The sequence below is a fragment of the Nocardia sp. NPDC041819 genome, from assembly GCF_055590505.1.
In genome coordinates, this window is sequence record NZ_JBVJAP010000011.1 from 70,930 (window position 1) to 96,327 (window position 25,398).

Here is a 25,398-nt window from a genome sequence, read left to right on the forward strand (position 1 = left end):
ATGCTTCCTACCTTGAACGGGCGAATCCAGACCCGTCTTCTCGCGCTGAGCGTGATCGGCTTCGTCGTCGCGCTGATCATCACCCCGTTTCTGCCGACCGGCTCGTCGAGCATCGGTCAGGCGTACCGGGTGACGTTGTCGGTCCTGCTGGCCACCGTTCTGGTCGGTGTGCTCTGGGAATTGCTCTACCATTTCCTGCAACAGTTCCGCTGGGAGAAGGACTGGCCGACTCTGTTCGGTCTGGTCACCATCGTCAACGAGGGGGCGCTGATGTGGCTCCTCGTGCGCCACACCACGGTGGTGTTGCCCGAACATCTGCGTCCCTCGCCCGCGGCGTTCGGCATTCAATTCGTTCTCACGTGGATCGTCTTCTGGCTCATCGTGAACGGGCCGATGCGGGTGGTGTTCCACCGGTGGCGGTTCCAGGGCGGCCGATTCCTGTGAGCGCGCAGATCGAGGTGCTGCCCGGTGCCCATCTGGTGGCGAGTGCGAGCGGCGTGGTCGTGGTCGTCGCGCACCGGGGCGACAGCGCCGTGACGGCGGAGACGATGGCGGCCCGGACGATGACGGCGCTGCTGGACATCGTGCGTGAAGCCGTCGCGCGCGACCGGCGCCGCAGCGGGCGCGCGGTGGCGCGGCTGGCCACGACGTGGCTGATGAGCCTGTCCAACGGTGAGGAGGACGAGGTCGAATTCGGGGTGATCACGCCGGTGGACGACGGCCTCGCGGTGTTCCTGCACGGTGGGGTCACCGCGGTGCTCGCCGGTCCCGGCCACCCGGAGGTGCTGCGCGGCCGGGACGCCGGATTCACCGTCGACCGCATGGTGACTCCCGCCCCCGTCGGCGGCGCGGGATTGTTCGTGGACGAGGCGGGCTGGGCGGCGGAGGCCCTGCCGGGGCGCGGGATCTTCGCGCTCGGCGAGGGGACCGCCCCGGGGTCGGGTGCGGTGCGGTGGCCGGGTGCGTTGCCCGGCGCGATCGACGGCGAACCGGAGAACCTGGGCGCCACCGAGTCCATGCGGCCACCCCGATCGGCGCACCAGCCGCCCGCGGCTACATCGGCACGAGAGCCCGGCCCCGCACCCCGGCGAACGACGGCGCCGCGGCACCTCGAAGGACGCGCAGCGGCCGAACCGGCTGTCGTCCCGGAGCCGCCCGCGGTCGCGGCGCCGCAACCGCACCCTGCCACGGGGCCGCAGTTCGCGCAGCAACCGCATCGTCCCGCGACTCGGCCGGGTTCCGAGCAGGTGTCCGGAGCACCGCCACGGCGGGCGCCGAACCTGCGCAAAGGCGAGGAATCCAACGACACCGCAACGGAAGTCGATCTCCAGGCGGCGCCGCGGCGGGCCGCGCCACGCGAAGGCATGACGCCTCCGGTCGCGCAGCCGATACCGCCGGGTTCCGAGCAGGCTGCGGCGCGGCCCGCCCATCGCACCGATCGGGAATACGCGATCGCCAACGACGCGAATCTCGCCGAGACGATGGTGCCCTCCTCCGAGGTCGTCGCGGACGCGCTCGGCTCGACCGGTTCGAACCCGCTGGGGCACCGGGTGATCGTGCACGGCTTCCAGTGCGCCCGGCATCATCACAACGATCCACGAGTGTCGTTCTGCGCGGTGTGCGGCATCCGGATGGATCAGCTCACCTGCGTGCTCAGCGAAGGGGTGCGCCCACCGCTGGGTGTGCTGTTACTCGACGACGGCACGTCGTTCGTGCTGGACAACGACTGCGTCCTCGGTCGCGAGCCGGAGTATTCGGAGGCGGTCGCGCGTGGCGCGCGCCCGATACGGCTGGAGGACAGCTCCGGCGGAATGTCGCGAGCACACGCGGAGATCCGCCTCGTCGACTGGGACGTCACGGTCGTGGACGGCGGTTCCACCAACGGCACCCACATTCGTCATCCCGGACGTCAGGACTGGGTCCGGGCGGCCCCTGGCCTACCGATAACCCTCGCCCCGGGCGCCCAGATCCAACTGGGCGGCCGGGTCCTGACCTTCGACTCTCAGCACGGCCAGCTGTAATCCCGGTACGCGACCGCCGATCGGCGGGACACGGTGACCGTTGCGGCCTTCCTGGTTTCGAAGTGGACTCAATCGGAACCAGCGTGACGGACGGTGCGTCCAAACCTGCAAGATCACAGATGAAACACGCATGACGCACTACGCAGACAGGGGATTGCATGACCGAGACAGCGGGCTTCGGCACAGATTTCGTTATGGTCCCAGCCGAAGTCTCCGACGCGGGCCGCTACATCCAGCAGGCCGCGCAAACACTGCGGGACGGCATCCGCTCGGCCGATACCGAGGTGGCCGGGCTCATGGCGACATGGCGCGGCTCGGCCGCGGATGCCTACTCCACGGCGTGGGGCGAGGCCCGTCAGGGCGCCATCAGCATTTTGGAGGCCCTGCACGGCATGGGTGAGTTGCTCGGCGTATCGGTCGACACGGTCGTGGGCACCGACACTGCCCGCACCGAGGCCATCATGGCCGCGACATCCTCGCTGGATCTGCCGTGACTTCCGCATTCGGGGTGGACCTCGACCACTTGGACGCCGTGACCGCCCGTATCGCCGGGCTCGTCGGATTCACCGAGGACACCTTCACCGGCGTCGAGCAACGGGTAACCGCGCTGCACCGCGCATGGACCGGTGCCGCTGCGGCGACCCACGCTGAGGCGCATCGAGATTGGGCCGAAGGCGCGGCCGACGTCCGCGACGGCATCGCAGCCATGCGTGCCGCTGCGGCAGCGGCACATGCCGCCTACAGCGATGCGATCACCACCAACATGCGGATGCTGGAGAGCTGAGACCGCATGACTGTGATGGATGTCGACCCGCAGACGTACTACTCGACAGCGACCAGATTGCAGCAGGCCGCTGCCAACTGGTTTTCCGCCATCGACGGACGTTTCGGTGCGCTATCGAACTGCTCGAGCATGGCGGGAAGCTATAAGGAGGCTCGTGAATGGGCGGACGCCTACGACAACGGTGCCGGAGAACTGCTGCGACAGACCACGCTCATTGCCGAAGCGGGTGGGAATTTCGCATCCGTCCTGCAGACCGTGGGCTACAACTATGCGGCGGCCGAACACACAGCCACCGTCAACGCAGGCGGTAGTGGACCGGAAAAACCTGCTCCATTTCCTCCGGCCGTGTACCTGTGCAGGGTGCCGCTGCCCAGCGCGGGTGGTCCCGGAAACGGCTTGGTTTCAGATTCTGTCGAGCTGATAGAGACAATCGGCATAACAGTCCCGGATGGTGATACCGATAAATTGCGGGCCGTGGCGGATGCGTGGAAGAATATCCGAAACGATCCGTCGGTGACCGGCTTTCCGGATACGCTCGACCAGATTGCCGAGGAAATCGAGCAGAATGCTGCGCCGGAGATTTCGCTCATCGTGCAGAATATCGCGATGCTGCGCGATGCCGCGAACGATGCCATTGCCGCCTTCGACGAGTTCTCGATGTCCTGCCTGGACCATGAAGACGACTTGAAGCAGCTGCGGGAAAAGCTTGTTCTCCTCTTGGAGGACTTGGGCAAAGAGCTGTTGAAAGAGTTGGCGATCACGATTGCGATAGCCGCTGCCGCGTCCGTCGTTACCGCCGGACTGGGCGCGGCTGCCGGTAGTGCGCGGGCGGCACAGATCATCGCGAAGGTCGCAACGCCGATTCGTGCGCTGGTCGACGGGTGGAAGATCGCCCGGAAGGCAAAGCCCTTCCGGGCGAATCGACTCGGTGGCCTGGCGCAGAAGGAGAAGGAGCTGCAGCGGCTCAAGCGGATGGGGGAGCGGGCTGCGGCGCCGACGCGACCCGCGTCGCTGTCGCGTGCCGAGGTGGACGCGATCGCGGATTACTCCGGATCGGGACACCAGTACGCGAATCTCCCCTTGCGGGCCGGGCGTCCCCTCACTCCGGAGCAGCAACGCTACGTCGACACGCTCAATTCCGCGCTGGACAAACTGCCGGACCATCAAGGACCGGTCACTCGCGTAACGGAGCTGCGGCCGGAGGACATTCAGAAGTATTACGATGCATATCGAAAAGGTGGTAATGTCACCGAAGATGCATTTACCAGTACCTCACCGTTGAAAAATGGCGGCAATGTTCGAGAAGGTAATGTCGAATTCAACTACTTCTCGCAAACCGGAAAAGATATCACGCAACACTCCGCACCTGGCAATCCTGAAGTGTTGTTCAAGACGGGAACCACATTCAAACCTACGAACATTACAACCGACTGGGTGACCGGCCGCACGATCATCGAGATGGTCGAAGTAGTTCCGAAGTAGACAGGAGAACATTGTGGAGCAGGAGACATTCAGAGCAATCGGCAAGAGGTGGAGCCCGGGAAGCCCCGACGACATTCCCCCCGAAGTGATGGCCGCAGCCGAAGCTGCTTTCGCGGAATTCAGGTCGCGGCGCCCACAAGTGCATCCAGACGACCTTCCTGAGCGATTCAAAGACGACCTGGCAGGAACCGAGGCCGACGAGTGGTATCGGCAACATAACACCGAGGAGGCGCGCGACCGGCGCGAAGCGGAGTGGTTGCGCCAACGGGCGGAGTGGGAGCAGCAGCAGCGCGACAGGCACTGATCCATCGACCGCAACGCCGACCGAAGAGAGGCCTCGCCGTAGCGAGGCCTCTTGGTTAGTTAGGTGGCGGCGTGACAAATCGAGGTCGAGACGCCCCCGCGGCCGGTCGGCCACTCACGCCCGACGGAAGCGGGTGATGCCCGACCAGGGGTTGCGCATGGGTTTGCGGGGGTCGGGCTGGGGGAGATAGGTGAACGGGCGCAGGTACCAAGGTGCACGGCGGAACCTGCGGGCGTGCACCAGCAGGTTCTCCAGCTCGACCGGCTGCCAGCCGAGGTCTTCGAAGAAGCGGACGCCGTTGGGCGGCTCGAACTTCATCGGCGCGTTGGCGAAGGTGTCCCCGGAACGCATCTTCTTCATGCCCAGGCTCAGGTCGAGCAGCCACCAGGCGATTTCCGGACGGGTCAGGGCGTCCGCCAGCTCGGTGACCGTAGACGGATCGAGGTACATCAGCAGCCCCTCGGTGAGCACCAGGGCCTTCGACGCGGGGGCGGTGACCGGGCCGATCGCGCCGAGCGCCTCGTCGAGGAACTTCCCGCGGGCCTCGGGGTCGGCCAGATCGACCGCTCGGCGCAGGAGCACGCAGTGCGGCGTCTCACCGGCGAGCGCGTCGTCCTTCTCGGCGACGATCCCCGGCAGGTCCGCCTCGATCCAGAGCAGCTCGGCCGGGAGCTCGAGCCGATAGGGTCGGGTGTCCAGGCCGGCGGCGAGGTTGAGCACGCGGTCGCAACCCTCGGTGATCGCTTTGGCGACGAGGTCATCGATCAGCTTGGTCCTGGTGACGATCGGCCACCCGTCCCGCATCATGGGGGGTGCGCTGTCGGCGATGGCATGGCCGCGTTCGCCGGCCAGCCGGTCGGCGAGCGGATCGCGGAACAGCGCGTCCCGGCGCGCCGTCTCGCGCGCACGGTAGGCCGCGACCCAGCGCGCGGTGTCGGACACGTCGGACGGTACGTCCCCTCGGGTCATGGCAGCCAGTCTGTCACATCGATCCGGCGATTCTCCGCGCCCGGCCGCCGTGCCCAGCAGCGCGATCAACCGGGGTGGAAGGCGTCGGAGCCGACCTCGGCCGGGTCGAGCAGATGGGTGAGGAACAGCCGGGTGGTCGGCGTCGGGGTGCGAGTGGTGATGGCATGCCACGGACGGTCCAGCGGAGTGCCCTCGACCGGCAGCACGCGCAGCACACCGTTCTCCAGATCATGGGAAATGGCATCGCTGTGGATCAGCGTGACGCCGAGGCCTTCTCGCGCGGCGGCCAGGACGGCGCCGTGCGAACCGAGGGTCAGCGTGGCCGGTTCGATCCGGAGCTGGTCGAGCAGGCCGAGGGTGGCCTCGCGGGTGCCGGAGCCGCGCCCGCGCAGCAGCCAGGTGGCGTGCAGCGGATCGAATTCCGGCAGGCCGACCACGACCAGGCTGCTCGGCCGCCGGGCGCGCACCACCAGCCCGGTGTCGCGCGGTGGGCGGCCCGCGATGACGAGATCCGTTTCGTGATGCTGCAATTCGAGGAACAGCGCGTCGCGCGGATGCACCGACAGGCTCAGTTCGATGTCGGGGAACCGGCGGCGGAACGACGCGAGCGGCCGCAGCAGAACGTATTCACCCGCGGTGGCGACCACGCCGATCCGCAGGCGCCCGGTCTCGGCGCGGCGCACCGCGGCCTGCGCCTCCTTCATCAGGCCGAGGATGCCGCGGCAGTATTCGGCGTAGACGCGGCCTGCCTCGGTGAGCGTGATGCCGCGGCCGGACTTCGCGATCAGCTTGGCCCCCAGCTGTTTCTCGATATGCGCGACGGCCGCGGAGACGGCGGCTTCGGTGATGTGCAGTTGCGCCGCGGCGCGGCGAATGCCGCCGTGGCGGGCGACGGCCAGGAAGGTTTCCATCCGTGCCGCGCTCACCATACCCATCGAACGACGGTAACAAACTCGAAGAAAACGTTGAGTATCGCGAGAAACAATCAAATTGTTTGTCGGTATCCGGCCCGTCATCCTGGAAATCCCAAGGCACGCCCGTTCGCCCGGGTGCGGGTGTCCCGCAGTGGCACAGCAGGAGGAACGATGGCCGAAGAAATCGAACGCGACCGCTGGGATCCGGGTGTCCAAACCTACGCCTCGATGGGGTATTACGCGCCCGACTACCAGCCGACGGAGACCGACGTGCTCGCCGTGTTCCGGGTGACCCCGCAGCGCGGCGTCGATCCGATCGAGGCGGCCGCCGCGGTGGCGGGTGAATCCTCCACGGCCACTTGGACGGTGGTGTGGACCGACCGGCTCACCGCGCACTCGCGCTATCAGGCGAAGTGCTATCGCATCGAGGAGGTCCCCGGGCGGCCGGGCGAGTACTTCGCCTACATCGCCTACGATCTCGACCTGTTCGAGGAGGGATCGATCACCAACCTGACCTCGTCGATCATCGGCAACGTGTTCGGTTTCAAGCCGCTGCTGGCGCTGCGGCTGGAAGACATGCGCATTCCGGTGGCATACGTGAAGACGTTCCAGGGGCCGCCGCACGGCACGGTGATGGAACGCGAATATCTCAACAAATACGGTAGGCCCCTGCTCGGTGCGACGGTGAAACCGAAACTCGGGCTATCGGCGCGCAATTACGGCCGGGTGATCTACGAGGCGTGCAAAGGCGGCCTGGATTTCACCAAGGACGACGAGAACATCAACTCCCAGCCGTTCATGCGCTGGCGCGACCGATACCTGTTCGCGATGGAGGGCGTCAACCGCGCGATGGCGGAGACCGGCGAGATCAAAGGCCACTACCTCAATGTGACCGCGGCGTCGATGGAGCAGATGTACGAGCGCGCGGAGTTCGCCAAGGAACTCGGCAGCGTCGTCATCATGATGGACCTCACCGTCGGATTCACCGCGATGCAGTCGATGTCGTACTGGGCGCGCCGCAACGGGGTGCTGCTGCATCTGCATCGCGCCGGGCATTCCACCTACACCCGGCAGAAGACGCACGGGGTCAGCTTCCGGGTGCTGGCCAAGTGGTGCAGGCTGATCGGCGTCGATCATCTGCACGCGGGCACCGTGGTAGGCAAGCTGGAGGGCGATCCCGCGACGACCAAAGGGTTCTACGACACCCTGCGGGACAACCACGTTCGGACCGAGCCGGCCAACGGGATCTTCTTCGACCAGTACTGGGCGAGCCTGCCCGGCGTGATGCCGGTGGCCTCCGGCGGTATCCATGCCGGGCAGATGCATCAGTTGCTCGACCTGTTCGGCGACGACGTGGTGTTGCAGTTCGGCGGTGGCACGATCGGGCATCCGCTCGGCATCGCGGCGGGCGCGGAGGCGAACCGGGTCGCGCTGGAGGCGGTCGTCCAGGCCCGCAACGAGGGCCGTGATCTGCTGAAGGAGGGGCCCGAGGTGTTGCGCAAGGCGGCCGAGATCTGCCGCCCGCTCGACGTCGCCCTCGCTACCTGGGGCGATGTCACCTTCGATTACACCTCCACCGACGCGCCGGATGCCGTGCCGACGGCCAGCCGCTGACCATCCCGGAAGGACAAACCGATGTATCTACGGCACGGAACGTTCTGCTACCTGCCGCCGCTGACCGATGAGCAGATCGCCGCCCAGGTGCGCTACGCGCTGCTCAACAGCTGGCCGGTATCCATCGAATACACCGACGATCCGCATCCACGCAACGCCTACTGGGAGATGTGGGGGCTGCCGCTGTTCGACCTGGACGAGCCCGACGGTGTCCTGGCCGAGATCAACGCCTGCCGAGCCACTTTCCCGCGGCATTACGTGCGGGTGCTGGCCTACGACGCCCGCTACACCAGACAGACGACAGCACTGAGCTTCCTGGTGCAGCGGCCGCCCGACGAGCCCGGCTTCGTGCTGACCCGCACCGAGGGCCCGGACCGCAGGCAGACCTACGGCCTGCACTCGTATGCCACGACCGTCCGCCCGGGAGACCGGTATGGCGGCTGAGCCCAACGGCTCGGGATTCCGTCTGCACCGGCCGGGGACCGACCTCCCCGGCGCGGTGCGGACGGCGCCCGCCGAAACGGAGGCGCCGGAGATCCTGGGCGAGGACGCGGTGCTGGATCTGTCGGCCGACATCGCAGGCCACGACGTCGAGGAGACGCTGCGCAGACTGGACGCGGAACTGATCGGCCTGGCCCCGGTGAAGCGGCGGGTGCGCGAGATCGCGGCGCTGCTGCTGATCGACCGCGCGCGGCAGCGATTCGGGCTGACTTCGTCGCGGCCGACCATGCACATGAGCTTCACCGGCGGGCCCGGCACGGGCAAGACCACGGTGGCATTGCGGATGGCGCAGATGCTGCACGCGCTCGGCTATATCCGCAAACCCAAGGTACACACCGTCACTCGTGACGACCTGGTGGGCCAGTTCATCGGGCACACCGCCCCCAAGACGAAGGAGGCGCTGGCCAAGGCGGCGGGCGGCGTGCTGTTCATCGACGAGGCCTACTACCTGTTCCGGCCGGAGAACGAACGCGATTACGGGCAGGAGGTGATCGAGATCCTGTTGCAGGAGATGGAGAACGAGCGCGCCAGCCTGGTGGTGATCTTCGCGGGATACCCGGACCGGATGGATCGCTTCTTCTCCGCCAACCCCGGCCTGTCCTCGCGGGTGGCCCACCATTTGGAGTTCGCCGACTACACCCACGCCGAGCTGCTGGACATCGCCGGACTCATGGTGGCCGCGGAGAACTTCCATTTCGACGACGCGGCGCGCAGCGCTTTCGGGGAGTACCTGGAACGCCGGATGGCCCGTCCGCGCTTCTCCAACGCGCGCAGCGTTCGCAACGCGCTGGACCGCTGCCGGTTGCGGCAGGCCAAGCGGCTCGTCGAGCTGCGCAGACCACTGACCAAGACCGATTTGATCACGCTCACCGATCAGGATGTGTACGGCAGCAGCGTGTTCACCGACCCCGGGCCCACCGCACGAGCCCCCCGGTGACGAGATCGAGGCGCTATGCCAGAAGGACTGAAGACCCTCACCCGCTACACCATCGAGCAGGAGCATCGGCATCCCGGCTCGTCCGGTGAGTTCTCCGCCCTGGTGAACGTGATCGCGACCGCGACGAAGATCGTCGCCAATCAGGTCACCCGCGGCGCGATCGTCGGATCGCTCGGCCCCTCGGGGCCGGACAACCGCCCGCGGACGGTGCACCGCGAACCGGACGCGATCGCCAACGACATCATGGTCGCCGAAACCCAGTGGACCGGCCACCTTTCGGCGTTGCTCTCCGAACAGATCAGCGAGATCCATCCGGTGCCCGCCACACATCGGCGCGGGAAATACCTGCTCGCGTTCGATCCCCTGGACGGTTCGTCGAACATCGACGTGAACCTTCCGGTGGGCACGATCTTCAGCGTGCTGCGCGCGCCCGTGCGGGACACGGGGTCGCGGGACGGTCCGGCCGCGGAGGACTTCCTGCAGTCCGGTGTCGAGCAGGTGTGCGCGGGGTTCACGCTGTACGGGCCCGCGACCATGCTGGTGCTGACCACCGGCAGCGGCGTGGACGGGTTCACCCTGGACCGGGAGATCGGCGCGTTCGTGCTGACCCACCCGCGGATGCGCATTCCCGAGGACACCTCCGGTTTCGCGATCAACGCGGCCAACGAGCGCTTCTGGGAGCGACCCGTGCGCCGCTACGTGCACGAGTGCCTGGACGGCGTGGACGGGCCACGCGAGCGGGATTTCAACATGCGCTGGGTGGCATCGCTGGTCGCCGACACCTTCCACATCCTCACGCGGGGCGGGGTGTACCTGTATCCGCGCGACACCCGCCCGCCCGCGCGTCCGGGGCGGGTGGCGTTGCTCTACGGCGCCAACCCGATCGCGTTCATCGTCGAGCAGGCCGGCGGCGCGGCGACCACCGGCAGCGAGCGGGTGCTGGAAGTGCTGCCCGGGGATGTCCACCAGCGGGTGCCGCTGATCTTCGGCTCCCGCAACGAAGTGGAGCGCATCGAGCGGTATCACCGTGAACCCGACGAGGGGCCCAGCTTCGACAGTTCGCTGTTCGGCAGGCGGTCGCTGTTTCGTCCGGCCCAGCGCTGAAGAGGAGAACCATGTCGGTCAAGCACCCGGTCGTCGCGATCACCGGATCCTCCGGGGCGGGGACCTCCAGCGTGACCCGGACCTTCCAGGAGATCTTCCGCCGCGAGGGGATCACCGCGGCCGTTGTCGAGGGCGACGCGTTCCACCGCTACGACCGCAACGAGATGAAACTGGCCATGGCCGAGGCCGAGCAGACCCGCAATCTGCGGTTCTCGCATTTCGGTGAGGAAGCCAACCTGCTGAAAGAACTGGAGACGCTGTTCCGCGACTACGGCGAGACCGGCGTCGGGACCGTGCGCCGATACCTGCACGACGAGACCGAGGCCAAGCCCTACGGACAGTCACCGGGGACCTTCACGCCGTGGGAGGAATTGACGCCGGGTAGCGATCTGCTGTTCTACGAGGGCCTGCACGGCGCGGCGGTCACCTCCACGGTCGATGTGGCCCGGTACACCGATCTGCTGGTCGGCGTCGTGCCGATCATCAATCTGGAGTGGATTCAGAAGGTGATCCGGGACAAGACCGAGCGCGGCTACTCCAGCGAGGCCGTGATCGACACGATCCTGCGGCGGATGCCGGACTACGTCACCTACATCTGCCCGCAATTCTCCCGCACCTACGTCAACTTCCAGCGCGTGCCGACGGTGGACACGTCCAATCCGTTCATCGCGCGCACCATTCCGACGGCGGACGAGAGTTTCGTGGTGATCCGGTTCGCCGACCCGAAGGTGATCGACTTCCCCTATCTGCTGTCGATGCTGCACGACTCGTTCATGTCGCGGTCGAACTGCATCGTTGTACCCGGCGGCAAAATGGAGCTGGCCATGCAGCTGATCTTCACGCCGCTGATCCTGCGGTTGATGGACAAGCGGCCGAAACGGTCGTACTGAGGGATGGTGCGGCCGCTGCCCGGTACCGCGAGCGCCGTCGGCGTCAGTCGGGGAGGAGCGGGACCGAGAGGCCCTCGCCCCGGTGCAGGAGGGTCGCGCGGGTGACGGCCGCGGAGCCGAAACGGTTGCGCAAGTCGTCGAGGGTCGCGTCGAGGGTGCCGGTGGCGCGGGCCTCGAAGGGAAGCGAGAGCTGGACGGTGTCGGCGTCGTCGAGATTGGTCAGCGCCAGGCCGATCAGGGTGAGGCCGCGTTCCTGGATGAGCGGCATCGCGCCGGCGAGCAGAGCGCGGGCCGCGAACAGGATCGTCTCGGTGTGGCCGGTGGCCTGGGCGAGCGTGTGGGAGCGGGTGGCCCGGGTGAAATCGTCGAAACGCAGCCGCAGCACCACCGTTCGGCACACCCGGTCGGCGGCGCGCAGCCGCCTGCCCAGCCGATCGGTGAGCCCGTGCAGGTAGGCCTCGATCTCGTCGGGAGGACGGCGCTTGCGCCCGAGGGCGCGCTGGGCGCCGATCGAACGCCGCCGCCTGCCGGTCTCGACGCGACGCGGATCCCGCGCCCAGGACAGGGCATAGAGGTGGCGGGCGGCGGCGGGACCGAGTATCGCCCGCAGCGGACGCTCGCCGAGTTCGGCCAGCTGACCGACGCGGGTGATGCCCTGCTCGTGCAACGTGCGCGCGGTGACGTCGCCGACACCCCAGAGTCTCTCCACCGGCAGCGGATGCAGGAACTCCAGTTCGCCGTCCGGCCGGACCAGCCGCAGCCCGTCGGGCTTGGCGACGGCGCTGGCCACCTTGGCGAGGAACTTGGTGCGGGCGATGCCCACCGAGATGGGCAAGCCGACCCGGTCGCGGACTTGCGCGCGCAGCCGCGTCGCGATGGCGACCGGCTCGCCCGCGATCCGGCGCAGCCCGCCGACGTCGAGAAAGGCCTCGTCGATGGAGATGCCCTCCACCACGGGCGTGGTGTCGCGGAAGATCTCGAAGACGGCCTTGCTCGCCTCGGCGTAGGCCGACATCCGCGGCGGCACCACGATCGCGTGCGGGCACAACCGGCGCGCCTGCCCGCCGTTCATCGGCGTGCGCACCCCGAACGCCTTCGCCTCGTAGCTCGCCGCCAGGACCACGCCGCCGCCGACGATCACCGGCTTGCCGCGCAGCCGCGGGTCGTCCCGCTGCTCGACCGAAGCGTAGAACGAGTCGAGGTCGGCATGCAGGATCGATGCCTCCGGCCGCGCGAGTATCCGGGGCCTGTGGGGGACGGACGCATCGGACACGAACATATGTTCGCATAAGCCTCCGTCGGGCGTGTCGAACTCCCCGGACTGCTCGGAGTACCGCCAAGCGCCCGGGAGCTGGAATCAGCGGTGGGGGCGAAGGCTACCAGTACTGATGCCGCTTTCCGTCGGTGTCGGCGACGAAGATGACCGCATCGGCGCCGTCCAAGTCCGCCGGGGTGAGCGGGATGTGGCCGGGCACGAAAGGTGCGCTCGTGCCGATCGACGGAGCCAGCGCGGCGCGCAGGGCCTGGGCTGGGAACAGAGCACGGCGCGAGGTCGCCTCGGCCAACACGCGCTGGAGGGTGCCCGGCTCACTGTGAGGACTGGCGTCGGTCGCCACGAACGCGTAGCGCTCGCCGAGGGTGAGTTCGACGAGCGCGCCGGCGCTGCCCCAGTTCGCCTCGTCCCGGCCGATCGGCGTGTGGGACTGCACGCGCTGCAAGTGCGCGTTGTGCGCGAACACCAGGCTCGGTCCGCGTCGCCGCTCCTGCGCGACGATCGCGAGCAGGTTCTCGGCCATCATCTCGGCGCGCACGCTGAGCAGGGTCGCGATGCGATCGGGTGCGGAACCGGCCATGGCCGCGTGGTAGCGCAGCAGGCCCTGGGCGGTGCGCGCGTGCGCGGCGGCGTGGTCGTAGCCGGTCGGGTCGGCGCGACGCAGGCCGGGTGCCGCGCGGTGCAGCGCGCAGGCGAGATCGTCCGCGACGACGCGCAGGGCACGAGCGCGATCCGAGTCGCCGATGGACGCAGCCGGGTCGAACATGGCCGCCTGGTTCGTCCAGTCCGCGTCCTCGCCGAGCAGTGCGTCGAGGTCGCGGACCGATCCGGGCCGCAGCGCCGCGGGCAGATAGTCGGTAACCGAGGACAGCGCGCGTCGCGGACTCGGGGCGCCGGAGTGCTCCACCGGAGCGTCGAAGCCGTGGAAGCGAACCCGGTCCGACGGCGCGCGGGTGGCGTTGTGCGTGCGGAGCCATTCGACGAGTTCGCGGTTGCCCGGCACCGCGCCGAACCCGTGGCTGAACCCGGTCGCCAGCACCGTGTCGAGGTCCGCGGTGGCCCCCGCCACGTAGTCGTCGACAACGGACGCGGCGAAGACATCGGTCTCCAGCACGATCGACCGGTACCCCCGTTCGACGAGGTGACAGAGGATCTCGTTGCGTAACAACGGGAACGCCTCGACCCCGTGCGTCGGCTCGCCGAGGGCCAGCAGGGCCGTCGGCTCGGTCCGCGCGCCGAGCAGTTCGTCGAGGGCACGGCCCAGGTTCGCCGGGTCGTCGAGTTGGCGGCCGACGGCACGCAGTGCTGCGGAAGTGGACATGAGCACCCCTTTCCAGAAGGAACTGCCCTCGACAGTATCGTTGAACATTCGAGTGAAACTTTTGTGACTGATCCCTGGTATTCAGAGATCAAAGCCTCAATCGGAGGTGTGAGCTGCGGCCGATCGACCTCGCCCGGGAACACGGTTTGTCCGCACAGGCGATCCGCAACTACGACGACGCGGGCATCCTTCCGCCCACCGAGCGCACCGAGACCGGGTACCGGCGCTATACGGCCCTGCACGCGCAGGCGCTGCGCGCCTTCCTCGCATTGCGCGCAGGCCACGGGCACCGGCAGGCGACGGACATCCTGCGCGCGACCAACCGCGGCGACTCCGAGTCCGCCTACCGGCTGATCGACGCCGCGCACGTCGCGCTGCTCACCGAACGCGACACCCGCACCGAGGTCGCGACGGCACTGGGCGGCCTGGCCCGCACGATGCCTACCCCTGTCCACGGCCGACCGCTGACCGTCGGCGAACTCGCGCGCCGGCTCGGCGTGCACGCGGCGACCCTGCGCATGTGGGAGTCCCATGGCATCCTGCGCCCCGGCCGTGACCGGGCGACGGGTTACCGCCACTACGGACCGGACTGCGTACGCGACGCCGAGATCGCACGACAGCTGCGCCGGGGCGGCTACCGGCTGTCCCAGGTCGCGCGGTTCATCGAGTCGCTGCGCGCGGCGGGCGGGGCGGACGCGTTGAGCGCTTTCCTCGACTCCTGGCAGGACCGGTTGACGATGCGCAGCCGCAATCTTCTCGCCGGCGCGGCCCAGCTCGACACCTACCTCGCCATGCTCGATCGGACGCCGCGCGACCCGGCGTGAGGGCACGGCCCCAGTCGTGCAAGGCATCCGGCGGCCCTGATCGGCGCGGACGGATCTACTGGTTGCCTCCGTAGTAACCGGCCGTAACCGGTACCCTGTTCCCACGACGGGGCACAGCTCGGATGAGGGAGTCGGTACGGTGCGTGGATTCGGGGATCTGGAGGCGGTGATCATGGACCGCATCTGGGATCAGGACGCAGAGGACACAACGGTGCGCGAGATCTTCGACGACCTGTCGGCTCAGCGCGACATCGCCTATACGACGGTGATGTCGACCATGGACAACCTGCATCGCAAGGGCTGGCTGGCCCGCGAACGCGCCGGTAAGGCCTATCGATATTGGCCGACGCTCACCAGGGAGGAGCACAGCGCCCGGCTCATGCTCGAAGCGCTGGGTTCCGGCGGACGCTCCGATCTGGTGCTCAGTCATTTCGTCGATCGGATCAGCGCCGAGGAGTCGGCCGGGCTGCGCGCCGCGCTGCGCAGACTCGCGGCGCGCAAGTCACCAGAAGTCCCGTGAACCTGGCCATCGCTCTGACGCTGTACGGCAGCGTCGTGGCGACTTTCGGTCCGCCCGTGCTGCGCAGTCTGACCCATCGCGGCATCGCGCCGCGGCTGGGCGTGATCGCCTGGGTCGTCGCGATCGTCGGCGCTCTCAGCGCCTGGGGGATCGCCGCGACGGTGGTGACCATCGAGTTCGCCACCTACTGGGGACATCCGAAGGACGCGCTGCGCTCCTGCGTATCGTTCCTGTGGACGCCCATGCATGTGCACGGCGCCGCGGCCACCCGGGCGGCCACATTCGCCGTGGCGGCGCTGGTGGCCACCGGCACGGTGGCGCTCATCGCGCGCGCGGTGGGTGTCGTGGTGGACATGCGCAGGCGCACCAGCGTCCACGCCAGGGCCGTCCGCCTGGTCGGCAGGCCGGTGCCGGGCATCGGTGCGGTCGTGCTCGATTCGCCGGAGCGGCAGGTGTATTGCGTGCCGGGACGGCCCGACACCATCGTGGTCACCACCGCCGCGCTGGACGTGCTGGACGACGACCAGCTGGCCGCGGTGCTCGCGCACGAGCGCGCGCACCTGTCCGGCAGGCACGCGGCGTTGTCGGCGGTGCTGCGCGCGGTGGCCACCACGCTGCCGGGACTGCGCTTGTTCACCGTCGGTGCGGCGGAGATCGCCCGGCTGCTGGAGATGTGCGCCGACGACAAGGCCGCCGACGAGCACGGTTCGCTGCCGCTACTGGGCGGGTTGCTGGCGATCGTCGGCATCGTGGAGCCCGCGCCCCCGGGGGCGCTGGCCGCCGCGGGCACGGCGGTACTGGCCCGCGCCGAGCGGCTGGCCGACCCGGTCGGCGCGATCCGGCGAGCGACCACCCGCACCGCGCTGCTCGGGGTGATCGCGATGACACTGACCGGGTCGGCGCTGGCGGCCGCGACGGTGGCCGGTGTCGGCGCGCTGCTGAGCTGAGTGGGAGAAGGAGCGCGCGTGCGGGCCACCTGGGATCAGGTCTTCGCCTGGCGGCTGGATCGTCAGTATGTCCGGTCCCGTGCGGACGAGGGCGCGGTAGCCATCGCCGGGCGTTTGTGCGGCGTGCAGGCCCAGGTCGCCTCCGCGGCGGAACTGGCGGTCGGGCTGCGCAGCACGAAACCGGAACCGGGTGGGCTGGTGCGCGCGCTCGGGGACGGCACGCTGATGAAGACCTGGGCGATGCGCGGCACCCTGCACGCGCTCACTCCGGATCTGGCCGCCGCCTGCCTTGCGCTCATCGGCTCGGCACGCACCTGGGAGAAGCCCGCCTGGCAGAAGAACTTCGGTGCCTCGCCCGCGGAGGTTGCCGCGCTGGCGGAGGCGGTCGCCGAGGTGCTCGACGGCGCGGTGCTCACCCGCGAGGAACTGGTCGAGGCGCTGGTGTCGGAGCCGGGCTTCCACCGGCTCGGTGAGGAATTGCGCTCCGGCTGGGGCGCGCTGCTCAAACCCCTGGCCTGGCAAGGGGTGCTCTGCCACGGCCCGTCGCGGGGCGCCAAGGTGACGTTCGCCCGTCCCGCCCAGCTGGTGCGCGACTGGCCCGGCCTGCCCGCGCCGGATGCCGCGGCGCCCGCGGCGATCCTCGGCTATCTCGGTGCCTACGGCCCGGCGACGCCGGAGACCTTCGACGCCTGGCTCAGCCGCAACAGTCTGCGCAAATCCACGGTGCGGCGCTGGTTCGCCGAGTTGGGTGACCTGCTCACCGAAGTCGACGTGGAGGGCCGCCGCGGCTTTCTGCCGACCGATCAGGTCGACGCGCTGGCCGCCGCCGCGCCGAGCGCGACGGTGCACCTGCTCGGCGCCTTCGACCAGTACGTGCTGGGACCGGGCACCGGTGACACCGTCGCGCTGCCCGCCGCCCACCGTGCGAAGGTGAGCCGGACCGCGGGCTGGATCTCACCGATCGTCGTGGTGGGCGGACGTATCGCGGGCACTTGGGAACTCACCGAGGACGCCGTCGAGATCACCATGTTCGACGATGCGCCGGTGCCGAAGCGGGGGCTGGACGCCGCTGTCGCGCACTTGGCGCTGACCGCAGGGCGCGAAAGCCTCACGGTGCGGGCCGGGTAGCGATGCAGCGGGCCACATAGATCTTCGTCGCGCCCCAGCTGATGCCGGACCGGCTGGGCTTCATCGCGGCGTGGACCGTGGTGGCGAACCCGCGAGCTGTCCGGTCCGTGGCGGGGATTTTCGGCTGGAGCAGCACTCGTCGCCGATGGCCGTGGTGCGGCCGCTGCTCAGCACCGCGGTTTTCCTGCCGCTCGCGGACCGGCGATTCCAGCGCCTCAGCCGCTGAGCCGTCGCCGCACGCAGACCCGGCGGATCAGCCGGCGGATCGGGCGACCGCCGACTCGGTGGCCGATTCCGGTTGCGCGGTAGCGGGTTTCGGCATGCGGGCGGCTACACCGACCACACCGGCGAGGACCGCGACCGCGGCCGTCACGTACCACCCGCGCCGGAACGCCTCCAGTGTCGCTTCCGGATCGGCGGGTGAGCCGAGCACCGCGACCAGCACCGCGACCCCGACCGCGAGACCGATCTGGCGCGCCATGCTCAGCACGGCCGACCCGGTGGCGAACCGCTGTGGCGGCAGTCCGCTGGTGCCGGCCGCGAAGGCGGTCGGCAGGGTGAGGCCGACACCGATGCCGCTGACCACCATCCCGCCGAGCAAGCCGCCGACGTAGTCCGGCGTCAAGGTGATCGCTCGCGCCCACCACAGCATGCCCGCACCGAAGACGATCCCGCCCGCCGCGATGACCGGCCCGGCGCCGATCCGCCCGATCAGCCGCCCCGCCAGGATCGCGATCACCGGCACCATCAGCGGGCCGGGCGCGACGGCCAGACCGGTGCGTATCGCCGACCAGCCCCACACGTTCTGCGCCCACAGCACCACCGACAGCAGCATCGCGCCGAAGGCGACGTTGAAGAAGACGGCGTTACCGGTCATCCAGGCGAAGTTGGGTGCGCGCAGCAGCGCCGGATCCACCACCGGGCTGTGGTGCCGGGCCGAGGAGACCACGAACGCCACCGTCAACAGCGCCGCCACGGCGAACGCGGTGAGCACGCCCGCCGACGACCACCCCCAGTCCGTACCCTTCACCAGTCCGAGCACCAGCCCGGCGATCGCGCCGACCAACAGCGCCGCGCCGAACAGGTCGGGCATCCGCCCGCCGTCGCCTTCGGGATCGGGCAGCATCCGGACGCCGACGACCACCGCGATCAAGCCGAACGGCACGTTGACCAGAAACACCCAGCGCCAGCCGAATTCGACGAGCAGGCCGCCCAGCACCGGGCCGAGTGCCGCGCCGAGGCCGCCGAAGGCGACCCACAGCCGCACCGCCGCGGCGCGGCGCTGCGGCGGTGCGGCCGCGAGCACCAAGCCGAGTGAGGCGGGCGTCAGCAGCGCGCCGCCGACGGCCTGCAGGACGCGGAACAGCACCAGCGACCCGACGTCCCAGGCGGTCGCGCACAGTGCCGACCCGGCGACGAATATCACCAACCCCAGCAGGAAGGTGGTTCGAATGCTGCGGCGGTCGCCGAGTCGTCCTGCCGGGACCAGCAGTGCGGCGAACACGATCGCATAGGCGTTGAGCACCCAGGACAGCCCGGAGATCCGCGCTCCGCCGAGATCGGCGGACATGTCCGGAAGGGCGACGTTGACGATGAACAGATCCAGGCTCGACAGCAGCACGCCGATCGAGACGACGGCGAGCACGGCCCGGAAGTCGGCGGCGGCCCGATTCGGCGCCGCGGCAGGGGATGGCATGATCTTCTCCGTTTCAGCCGAGCACGCGGCGGGTCTGGCGGGCCGAGGCGAGCAGCAGGCCGCTCCGGTCCCAGATCGAGGTGTCGTCTACCGACCAGCCGCCGCCGGTTGAGGAATTCACCGTGCGAACCAACACCGGCAGGCCACCGAGGGGCGCGCCGTGCACGTGCATCGACAGCGCCACCGTGGGGATCGCGACGGGCGCGCGCAGCGTGGGAAATATGGCGGGCGGCAGAGCGTCGGCGAGGATCGCGAGGGCCGCCGCGTCCGCGGGGAGCTCGGGGAGGAGTGTGATCCAGGCGCACATCATCGGTTCGTCCGCGCCGGTGAGCGGCAGCGGTCCCGCCGCGGGGCGGATGTCGAAGTGGGCGGCCGCAGGCACGAGTTCGGGCGGGAGGGCGAACCGCGCGCAGGAATCGACATCGGGCACCCGCGGTGCCGGTGCGCCCGTGTACGTCGCGATGCCCGAGTCCACAGTGCGACCGAGCGTGACGGACGCCGCCGCGACCGGGCCGCCGTCCTGCTCGGCGTGCACGTCCACCACTACGGTGCTGCGACCGACCGTGTGCTCGGTCGCCCGAAAGGTCAGGACATCCTCGGTGGGGCGGCCCAGGAACCGCAGGTCCACCGCCCGCACCGGCAATGGTTCGGCAGCTGCCGCGCGAGCCACCTCGATGAGCAGAGCCGCGATCACGCCGCCGTGCGGTCCGGTCCATCCGCGCCAGGACCGGTCGACCCGCGCCTGCCACCGGCTCGCGCCGGTGCCGGTGAGCGCGAACTCCTCGGCGAGCGTCCGCGTAGTGAGTTGCTTCATGCAACGGACACTAGGTTAGTGAGTTCTTTCAAGCAACTGACTATGCTGACGGATATGCGCAGGACGAGCTTCGAGGACATGAACTGCTCGCTGGCCCAGTGCCTCGAGGTGGTGGGGGAATGGTGGACGCTGCTGATCGTGCGCGACGCCCTGTTCGGCGTGACACGCTTCGACGATTTCCACGCCCGGCTCGGTATCGCCCGCAATATCCTCACCCAGCGTCTCGAGCATCTGATGGAGCACGGCGTGCTGACCAGAGAGCCCTATCAGGACAATCCGGTTCGCTACGACTACCGGCTCACCACGAAAGGCCGCTCGTTGTGGCTGGTCGTCACCGCGATGCGGCAGTGGGGTGACGAATGGGCCGCGCCGGACGGCCCGCCGGTGCAGACGACGCACGCCGCGTGCGGGAACCTCGCGACCGTCGAGCCGGTGTGCTCGGAGTGCGGTGAGCGCATCGCGCTGCGCGACCTGCGTCCCGTTCTCGGCCCGGGCGCCAAGGACCCTTCCCTCATTCCGGCCGGGTGAGGCGGGCGCTGTCCATTCCGCGTTCGTCGTCGCGCGGCGATAGGCTGCGGCGGTGGCGGACGGGCGAGTGCGGCAGTTGATCGACACGGTGGCATGGGTGCGCATCGAGGACGGACGGATCCTGTGTGCCAGACCGCGCGGCAAGGACGTCTTCTACATCCCGGGCGGCAAGCGCGAAGGCGCCGAGACCGATCTGCAGACGCTGCTGCGCGAGATCGAGGAAGAACTCACCGTCGCGCTGCTGCCGGAGACCGCCGCGCACGTCGGCATCTATGAGGCGCCGCATGGTCCGGGGGACGGGGCGGTGGTGCGGATGAGTTGCTACACCGCGGATTACCGCGGAACGCTCGCCGCGAGCAGCGAGATCGAAGAGGTCGCGTGGTTCTCCTATGCCCACCGGCCCCTCGTCCCTCCGGTCGACCAGATGCTGTTCGACGATCTGGTGCACGCGGGCCTGCTACGGTGAATCGCGGGCCGAACAGCGCTACCGTCGGCGGTATGTCGTGGTTTCGGGCACTCCTGCGTTACGCCGCCTACGCGCTCTGGGCGCTCCCGCTGGCGGTGCGGCGAATTCCGATCCGGCTGCGCGTGCCGCGGCGACTGCTCGGTGAATCCGTTCTGCCGCACAAATTCTCCGTCACCCGATCGGTCTCGCACTCGGTGCTCAGTGGCACGGTCGGCCTGACGGCCTGGTTTCTGGCCTTCCTGGCGATCGTCGCCGCGTTCCGCGGGATCTTGTTTCCGGTCGTCGCGAGCGACAATCTCGAAGGATCCTGGGGCGGCCCCACTTCGGCGGGTGCGTGGGCGGTGCACGCGGCGCTCGGCGTCGGGCTGCTGCCGATCTGGCTGCTGGCCCTCGCCGGGCTGGGCGCGTTCCAATTGCGGCTCACCCGCGGCCTGCTCGGCCGGAATGGGCCGTGGTGGCCTGCTCCGGCCGCGGTAGTGCTGGCCGCGGGTGGCGCGCTGCTTTTCGTGGCCTGGCTGCGGCAGGTGTGAGGGTTCACAGGTCCCGACCGCCGCGCAGCCGCCGCGCCCTCAGGTGATGGCGTGTGCGCGTTGTGCCCGCTGGATGAGGTGTTCGACGAGGGTGAGCAGGACATCCTTGCACGACCCTCGGTCGCGCGCGTCGCAGAGCATGACGGGGGTGGCCGAGTCGAGGTCGAGGGCGTCGCGTACTTCGTCGTTGGTGTAGCGCGGTGCGCCGTCGAAGCAGTTGACGCCCACCATGAACGGCAGACCGCGGCGCTCGAAGAAGTCCACGGACGCGAAAGAGTTGCCGAGCCTGCGGGTATCGGCCAGGACGACGGCGCCGAGCGCGCCGCGCGCCAGTTCGTCCCACAGGAACCAGAACCGGTCCTGGCCCGGTGTACCGAACAGGTAGAGCACCAGGTCGCGGTCGATGGTGAGCCTGCCGAAGTCCAGCGCGACCGTGGTCGTGGACTTCTGTTCGACGCCGGACAGATCGTCGATTCCGGTGCTCACCTCGGTGATCAGTTCCTCCGTGCGCAGTGGCGCGACTTCGCTGATCGCCGAGACCATGGTGGTCTTGCCGACGCCGAACCCGCCGGCGACGAGGATCTTGACCGACGCGGCCAGTTGCGGAGTGCCGCTCGGGTCAAAGTTTTCGGATTCCATCCAGTACCGCTCGCAATATGTTGAGGTCATCGGGTCCGGCCTCCGTCGGAACGGGAGCGCGGAAGATCAGTTGCCCGTCGCCGATCAGATCACCGACGAGGATCTTCGTCACCGCCAGCGGCAAACGCAACTGTGCGGAGACTTCTGCGACGGTCTGCGAAACCCGGCACAGGCGAAGGATATCGGCGTACTCGGGTTCGCTGCGTCGCAGTGTGGCCGCGGAGGAGTCCGCGATCACGGTGGTGAGCATATCCAGTTCGGGCCCCGCGCCGCTGGTGCGCCCGCGCGTGACCGCGTAGGGACGCACCAGAGGGCCGGCCGCCTCGTCGAACCAGGGCTCACGCGGATGGGTCATGGCAGGTCTTACTCGACATGTCCGACGAGGTCTTGGCGTGCGGTCGTGGACAGATAGCTGCCGACGCGCTGGACCGTCAGATTCATCTCGTAGGCCACCATGCCGAGATTGGCCGACTCGGCGGCTTGCAGTGCCAGGCAGGCGTTGTCGCCCGCGGAGGTCACGAACAGCACCGCGCGGTCGAGTTCGATGACCGCCTGGCGGACGCCGCCGCCGTCGAACCGGTTGCCCGCGCTGCGCGCCAGCCCGTAGAGCGCGGAGGACATCGCGCCGAAGTGTTCGGCGTCCTCGCGGTTCATACCGCTGGAACGACCGAGTAGTAGCCCGTCGGTGGACAGCACCACCGCGTGGCGCACGCCGGCCAGCCGGTCGACGAGATCGTCGAGCAGCCAATTGAGATCACCTGCGGGAGAAGCGGACACCCCTAGCCTTCCTGTTCGTCGGGGATGGTGGCGCGGCGGCCCTGCCTGGTTCCGTTCTCGATGGCGGACATCAGATCACGGGCCTGCTCGGCGGAGCGGGGAGCCTGTGCGGAGGCGGCTTGCTGCTCCTGGGCCGACTGCGCCAATTGCGGTGCGAGATTGGTCTGTCGGTGGCGCCGCGGCAACGGCGGGCGACCGTCGGAGCCCGGTTGCGTCGGAGCCTCGGTGTACGGGCGAGGGGCGTAGCGCGGGGGCGCGGCGGATTCGACCGGCAGGGTCGCGACCGACGACGACGGGGTCTGCGCGGAATTCGCCGTCTCCGTCGCGATCGCGGGCGTGGTGATGAGCTTGCGGCGACTGCCGGGATCGGTGAGCTCCGCCGGTGTCTGCGGCACGCCCGAATCGGCCGCGATGAGGGCGGACGGAACGAGCACGATGGCCTTGATGCCGCCGTAATCGGAGTCCGACAGCCGCACCGCGATACCGTGGCGCGCCGCCAGCTGCGCGACCACGAACAATCCCAACCGGGAGTCGGCCGACAGGGTCGCCACGCCGAAATCCGGTGGATTGCGCAGCGTCTCGTTCATCTTGGCCAGGTCGGCTTCGGACATGCCCATGCCCTGGTCGCCGATTTCGACCACGACACCTTTGCCCACCACATTGCCGGTCACCTCGACACGCGACTGCGGCGGCGAGAAGGAGGTGGCGTTGTCCACCAGTTCGGCGAGCAGGTGGATGAGGTCGGCGACCACCGCGCCGAGCACGTGGACTTCGGGCAGCCGGGTCACCCGCACCCGGGCGTAGTCGAGGGTCTCACCGACGGCGCTGCGCACCAGGTCGACCAGCGGGACCGGGTTGCGCCACTGCCTGCCCGGCTTGCCGCCGCCGAGGATGGTGAGGTTCTCGGCGTTGCGCCGCTCCCGGGTCGCGAGGTGGTCGAGACGGAACAGGGTGTCGAGCAGGACCGGGTCTTCCTGTCGCTGCTCGGCTTCGTCGAGTATCTCCAGCTGCCGGTGCACCACGATCTGGCTGCGGTGCGCGATGTTCAGGAACACCGCCTTCACGCCCTCGCGGGTACGAGCCTCGGCCACCGCCGCGGCGACGGCAGCGGAATGGGCGTGCTGGAACGCCTTGGCCACTTGGCCGATCTCGTCGCTGCCGTAGTCCAGGTTCGGGGACTCCGCGGCGGGATCGACAGCTTCGCCGTCGCGCAACCTGCGCATCATGTCGGGCAGCCGCTCGTCGGCCAGCGCGAGCGTTTCTCCGCGCAACCGCTTCAGCCTGCGAATGACGCGGTTGGCCAAGGCAACCGCGACGACGAGCACCAGAACGCCGATCACGAGCATGCCGCCACCCGTCACGGCGGATCTGGTCGCCGCCGCGGCGGCCTTGTCTTCGGCGGCCTCCTGGACATCCCGGTTGTACTCCGACCATGCGTCGAGCAGCCCGCGGCTGACCTCGGTTGCCGCGCGGTGCCATTCGTCGGTGCTCAGCGGAAGCGGAGGCAGGTTCGATTGCCGTGTGCCGGTGCTCGCGCTCGCCGCAGGGGGCGATGTGGTGGCGGAAGCCGCCGCGGCGCTGACGCGCTGGATGACGGCATTCTCCATCACGGTCAGCTGTTGCCACGCCGTGCCGGTGGACAGCGCCTGCAGGCGGGCCTTGATCGGGCCGTCCAATTCGGTGATGAGCATGGCGATTTCGGTGTGGTAGAAGCCGGTCTGGCGGATGTACTCATCGAGCGGGACGGGCGGGGGAGTGGCGCCGTGGACGTAGACCGCGCCGAGGGCGTTGCTGCGTGACATCGCCTCGCTCACGTAGAACAAGCGGATGCCTGCCACGGTGCCCACGGCGATCTCGCTCTCCGGCGCGGTCCGCACGGTGGACTGGGCGCCTGCGGAGATCGGATCGAGCAACCGGTTGTAGAACATGTACGCGTCCGGAATCGGCAGTGCGCCCGCGTCGGCGGCGGAGCGCACCGTCGTCAGGCTCTGCGTCAGCATGACCAGGTCGGCGTCCTTCTCGGTGATCTTCGTGTCGTCGACGTCGCGCAGGTTCGCCGAGGTCGCGAGCAGGTTTCGCACCGACGCGTCCACGCGCATGCGCGCGGGGCCGAGCGCGGACGTGAGAGTGTCGTCGCCGGACAGCTGGGCGAGGGTGAGGTAGCGTTCCTGCTCGATCGCGTCCATGACCTCGCTGGTCACCGCGATGGCCTTCTGGCTCGCCGCGGCCCAGTCCTTCGCCTTGGTTCCTTCGGCTACCAGGTAGCCGGCGGCGCCCATGCCTGCCAACAGCAGAGTCAGACTCGGAATGAGCGCGATAGCCAGAATCCGGGTGCGGACCCCGAGCCTCGCTCTGAACATCGGCATAACGTAAACCACGACCCGGCGATACGGACAGCCGGTCCCGGTGAGTGGG

Annotated in this window: 28 protein-coding genes; 18 read left to right on the plus strand and 10 right to left on the minus strand. The window is 68.9% G+C overall.

All coding sequences use genetic code 11. The features are described 5' to 3' along the window. The 6 genes from ACZ6DL_RS26955 (at nt 1) to ACZ6DL_RS26980 (ending at nt 4,591) form a co-directional block, all read left to right on the plus strand. Nucleotides 1-444, plus strand: coding sequence for a hypothetical protein (locus ACZ6DL_RS26955; RefSeq protein ID WP_466055233.1), 444 nt, complete (start codon nt 1-3; stop codon nt 442-444). Next, a complete protein-coding gene (locus ACZ6DL_RS26960) occupies nt 441-2,021 on the plus strand; it encodes an FHA domain-containing protein (protein ID WP_466055235.1) in 1,581 nt (526 codons plus the stop codon). Before ACZ6DL_RS26955 ends, ACZ6DL_RS26960 begins: the two co-directional genes overlap by 4 nt. Before the next feature lie 158 nt (nt 2,022-2,179). Further along, complete coding sequence (locus ACZ6DL_RS26965) at nt 2,180-2,515, plus strand: WXG100 family type VII secretion target (RefSeq protein WP_466055236.1); 336 nt, start codon at nt 2,180-2,182, stop codon at nt 2,513-2,515. After that, nucleotides 2,512-2,805, plus strand: a complete 294-nt coding sequence (locus ACZ6DL_RS26970) for a WXG100 family type VII secretion target (protein ID WP_466055238.1) — start codon at nt 2,512-2,514, stop codon at nt 2,803-2,805. Before ACZ6DL_RS26965 ends, ACZ6DL_RS26970 begins: the two co-directional genes overlap by 4 nt. 6 nt (nt 2,806-2,811) lie before the next feature. After that, nucleotides 2,812-4,287 carry an ADP-ribosyltransferase family protein gene (locus tag ACZ6DL_RS26975; protein ID WP_466055240.1) on the plus strand — a complete coding sequence of 492 codons (1,476 nt, stop codon included), beginning with the start codon at nt 2,812-2,814 and terminating at the stop codon, nt 4,285-4,287. Nucleotides 4,288-4,300: 13 nt separating this feature from the next. Then, nucleotides 4,301-4,591, plus strand: coding sequence for a hypothetical protein (locus tag ACZ6DL_RS26980; RefSeq protein WP_466055242.1), 291 nt, complete (start codon nt 4,301-4,303; stop codon nt 4,589-4,591). 114 nt (nt 4,592-4,705) lie between these two features. Here the strand turns inward: ACZ6DL_RS26980 and ACZ6DL_RS26985 are convergent, their stop codons facing one another. Then, a complete protein-coding gene (locus ACZ6DL_RS26985) occupies nt 4,706-5,560 on the minus strand; it encodes a class I SAM-dependent methyltransferase (RefSeq protein ID WP_466055244.1) in 855 nt (284 codons plus the stop codon). Nucleotides 5,561-5,625: 65 nt separating this feature from the next. Continuing rightward, complete coding sequence (locus ACZ6DL_RS26990; protein ID WP_245659809.1) at nt 5,626-6,495, minus strand: LysR family transcriptional regulator; 870 nt, start codon at nt 6,493-6,495, stop codon at nt 5,626-5,628. Nucleotides 6,496-6,645: 150 nt separating this feature from the next. Between ACZ6DL_RS26990 and ACZ6DL_RS26995 the strand changes: the two genes are divergently transcribed. The 5 genes from ACZ6DL_RS26995 to ACZ6DL_RS27015 are packed head-to-tail and all read left to right on the plus strand — an operon-like array spanning nt 6,646 to nt 11,520. Further along, nucleotides 6,646-8,088 (plus strand): form I ribulose bisphosphate carboxylase large subunit, encoded by a 1,443-nt coding sequence (locus ACZ6DL_RS26995; protein WP_466055246.1) that lies wholly within the window; start codon nt 6,646-6,648, stop codon nt 8,086-8,088. A 21-nt stretch (nt 8,089-8,109) separates the two neighbouring features. After that, nucleotides 8,110-8,532 carry a ribulose bisphosphate carboxylase small subunit gene (locus ACZ6DL_RS27000; RefSeq protein WP_043691098.1) on the plus strand — a complete coding sequence of 141 codons (423 nt, stop codon included), beginning with the start codon at nt 8,110-8,112 and terminating at the stop codon, nt 8,530-8,532. Next, on the plus strand, nt 8,522-9,526 hold the full coding sequence (locus tag ACZ6DL_RS27005) for an AAA family ATPase (RefSeq protein WP_466055248.1): 1,005 nt from the start codon (nt 8,522-8,524) through the stop codon (nt 9,524-9,526). Before ACZ6DL_RS27000 ends, ACZ6DL_RS27005 begins: the two co-directional genes overlap by 11 nt. A gap of 15 nt (nt 9,527-9,541) precedes the next feature. Continuing rightward, nucleotides 9,542-10,630, plus strand: coding sequence for a class 1 fructose-bisphosphatase (locus ACZ6DL_RS27010; RefSeq protein WP_466055250.1), 1,089 nt, complete (start codon nt 9,542-9,544; stop codon nt 10,628-10,630). Nucleotides 10,631-10,641: 11 nt separating this feature from the next. Next, on the plus strand, nt 10,642-11,520 hold the full coding sequence (locus tag ACZ6DL_RS27015) for a phosphoribulokinase (protein ID WP_040866760.1): 879 nt from the start codon (nt 10,642-10,644) through the stop codon (nt 11,518-11,520). A 43-nt stretch (nt 11,521-11,563) separates the two neighbouring features. Here ACZ6DL_RS27015 and dinB read toward each other — a convergent pair whose 3' ends face one another. After that, nucleotides 11,564-12,799 carry a DNA polymerase IV gene (gene dinB, locus ACZ6DL_RS27020; protein ID WP_466055252.1) on the minus strand — a complete coding sequence of 412 codons (1,236 nt, stop codon included), beginning with the start codon at nt 12,797-12,799 and terminating at the stop codon, nt 11,564-11,566. 97 nt (nt 12,800-12,896) lie between these two features. Next, complete coding sequence (locus ACZ6DL_RS27025; RefSeq protein ID WP_466055254.1) at nt 12,897-14,114, minus strand: erythromycin esterase family protein; 1,218 nt, start codon at nt 14,112-14,114, stop codon at nt 12,897-12,899. 113 nt (nt 14,115-14,227) lie between these two features. On the opposite strand from ACZ6DL_RS27025, the gene ACZ6DL_RS27030 reads away from it, so the two are divergent. The 4 genes from ACZ6DL_RS27030 to ACZ6DL_RS27045 all read left to right on the plus strand — a co-directional run bounded on the left by ACZ6DL_RS27030 (nt 14,228) and on the right by ACZ6DL_RS27045 (nt 17,533). Further along, nucleotides 14,228-14,938 (plus strand): MerR family transcriptional regulator, encoded by a 711-nt coding sequence (locus ACZ6DL_RS27030; RefSeq protein ID WP_466055474.1) that lies wholly within the window; start codon nt 14,228-14,230, stop codon nt 14,936-14,938. A 139-nt stretch (nt 14,939-15,077) separates the two neighbouring features. After that, nucleotides 15,078-15,458, plus strand: a complete 381-nt coding sequence (locus tag ACZ6DL_RS27035) for a BlaI/MecI/CopY family transcriptional regulator (RefSeq protein WP_040866763.1) — start codon at nt 15,078-15,080, stop codon at nt 15,456-15,458. Next, nucleotides 15,455-16,405: a M56 family metallopeptidase gene (locus tag ACZ6DL_RS27040; protein ID WP_466055257.1), complete on the plus strand. Its 951-nt coding sequence runs from the start codon at nt 15,455-15,457 to the stop codon at nt 16,403-16,405. The genes ACZ6DL_RS27035 and ACZ6DL_RS27040 overlap by 4 nt, the downstream gene beginning before the upstream one ends. A gap of 18 nt (nt 16,406-16,423) precedes the next feature. Continuing rightward, nucleotides 16,424-17,533, plus strand: a complete 1,110-nt coding sequence (locus ACZ6DL_RS27045) for a DNA glycosylase AlkZ-like family protein (RefSeq protein ID WP_466055259.1) — start codon at nt 16,424-16,426, stop codon at nt 17,531-17,533. A 253-nt stretch (nt 17,534-17,786) separates the two neighbouring features. Here ACZ6DL_RS27045 and ACZ6DL_RS27050 read toward each other — a convergent pair whose 3' ends face one another. Further along, nucleotides 17,787-19,229, minus strand: a complete 1,443-nt coding sequence (locus ACZ6DL_RS27050) for an MFS transporter (protein ID WP_466055261.1) — start codon at nt 19,227-19,229, stop codon at nt 17,787-17,789. Between the two features lie 13 nt (nt 19,230-19,242). Further along, the gene (locus ACZ6DL_RS27055; protein ID WP_466055263.1) at nt 19,243-20,043 is read right to left on the minus strand and encodes an acyl-CoA thioesterase; all 801 of its coding nucleotides are present in this window, start codon (nt 20,041-20,043) and stop codon (nt 19,243-19,245) included. Between the two features lie 54 nt (nt 20,044-20,097). Here ACZ6DL_RS27055 and ACZ6DL_RS27060 point away from each other — a divergent pair, with 54 nt between their 5' ends. From ACZ6DL_RS27060 to ACZ6DL_RS27070, 3 genes are read left to right on the plus strand one after another with little or no spacing between them, the layout of a single operon-like run. Further along, complete coding sequence (locus tag ACZ6DL_RS27060; RefSeq protein ID WP_466055265.1) at nt 20,098-20,571, plus strand: winged helix-turn-helix transcriptional regulator; 474 nt, start codon at nt 20,098-20,100, stop codon at nt 20,569-20,571. A 52-nt stretch (nt 20,572-20,623) separates the two neighbouring features. Next, entirely contained in the window at nt 20,624-21,037 is a 414-nt protein-coding gene (locus ACZ6DL_RS27065; protein WP_466055267.1) for an NUDIX hydrolase, read from the plus strand. 32 nt (nt 21,038-21,069) lie between these two features. Further along, nucleotides 21,070-21,567, plus strand: a complete 498-nt coding sequence (locus ACZ6DL_RS27070; protein ID WP_466055269.1) for a hypothetical protein — start codon at nt 21,070-21,072, stop codon at nt 21,565-21,567. A gap of 39 nt (nt 21,568-21,606) precedes the next feature. Here the strand turns inward: ACZ6DL_RS27070 and ACZ6DL_RS27075 are convergent, their stop codons facing one another. Genes ACZ6DL_RS27075 through ACZ6DL_RS27090 form a run of 4 tightly spaced genes read right to left on the minus strand, consistent with a single transcriptional unit; the run spans nt 21,607 to nt 25,343 of the window. Then, nucleotides 21,607-22,206 carry a GTP-binding protein gene (locus ACZ6DL_RS27075; RefSeq protein WP_466055476.1) on the minus strand — a complete coding sequence of 200 codons (600 nt, stop codon included), beginning with the start codon at nt 22,204-22,206 and terminating at the stop codon, nt 21,607-21,609. Then, nucleotides 22,187-22,561, minus strand: coding sequence for a DUF742 domain-containing protein (locus ACZ6DL_RS27080; RefSeq protein ID WP_040866768.1), 375 nt, complete (start codon nt 22,559-22,561; stop codon nt 22,187-22,189). The genes ACZ6DL_RS27075 and ACZ6DL_RS27080 overlap by 20 nt, the downstream gene beginning before the upstream one ends. An 8-nt stretch (nt 22,562-22,569) precedes the next feature. Further along, the gene (locus ACZ6DL_RS27085; protein ID WP_040866769.1) at nt 22,570-22,983 is read right to left on the minus strand and encodes a roadblock/LC7 domain-containing protein; all 414 of its coding nucleotides are present in this window, start codon (nt 22,981-22,983) and stop codon (nt 22,570-22,572) included. A gap of 2 nt (nt 22,984-22,985) precedes the next feature. Then, the gene (locus ACZ6DL_RS27090; protein ID WP_466055272.1) at nt 22,986-25,343 is read right to left on the minus strand and encodes a sensor histidine kinase; all 2,358 of its coding nucleotides are present in this window, start codon (nt 25,341-25,343) and stop codon (nt 22,986-22,988) included. Nucleotides 25,344-25,398: the final 55 nt, after the last annotated feature.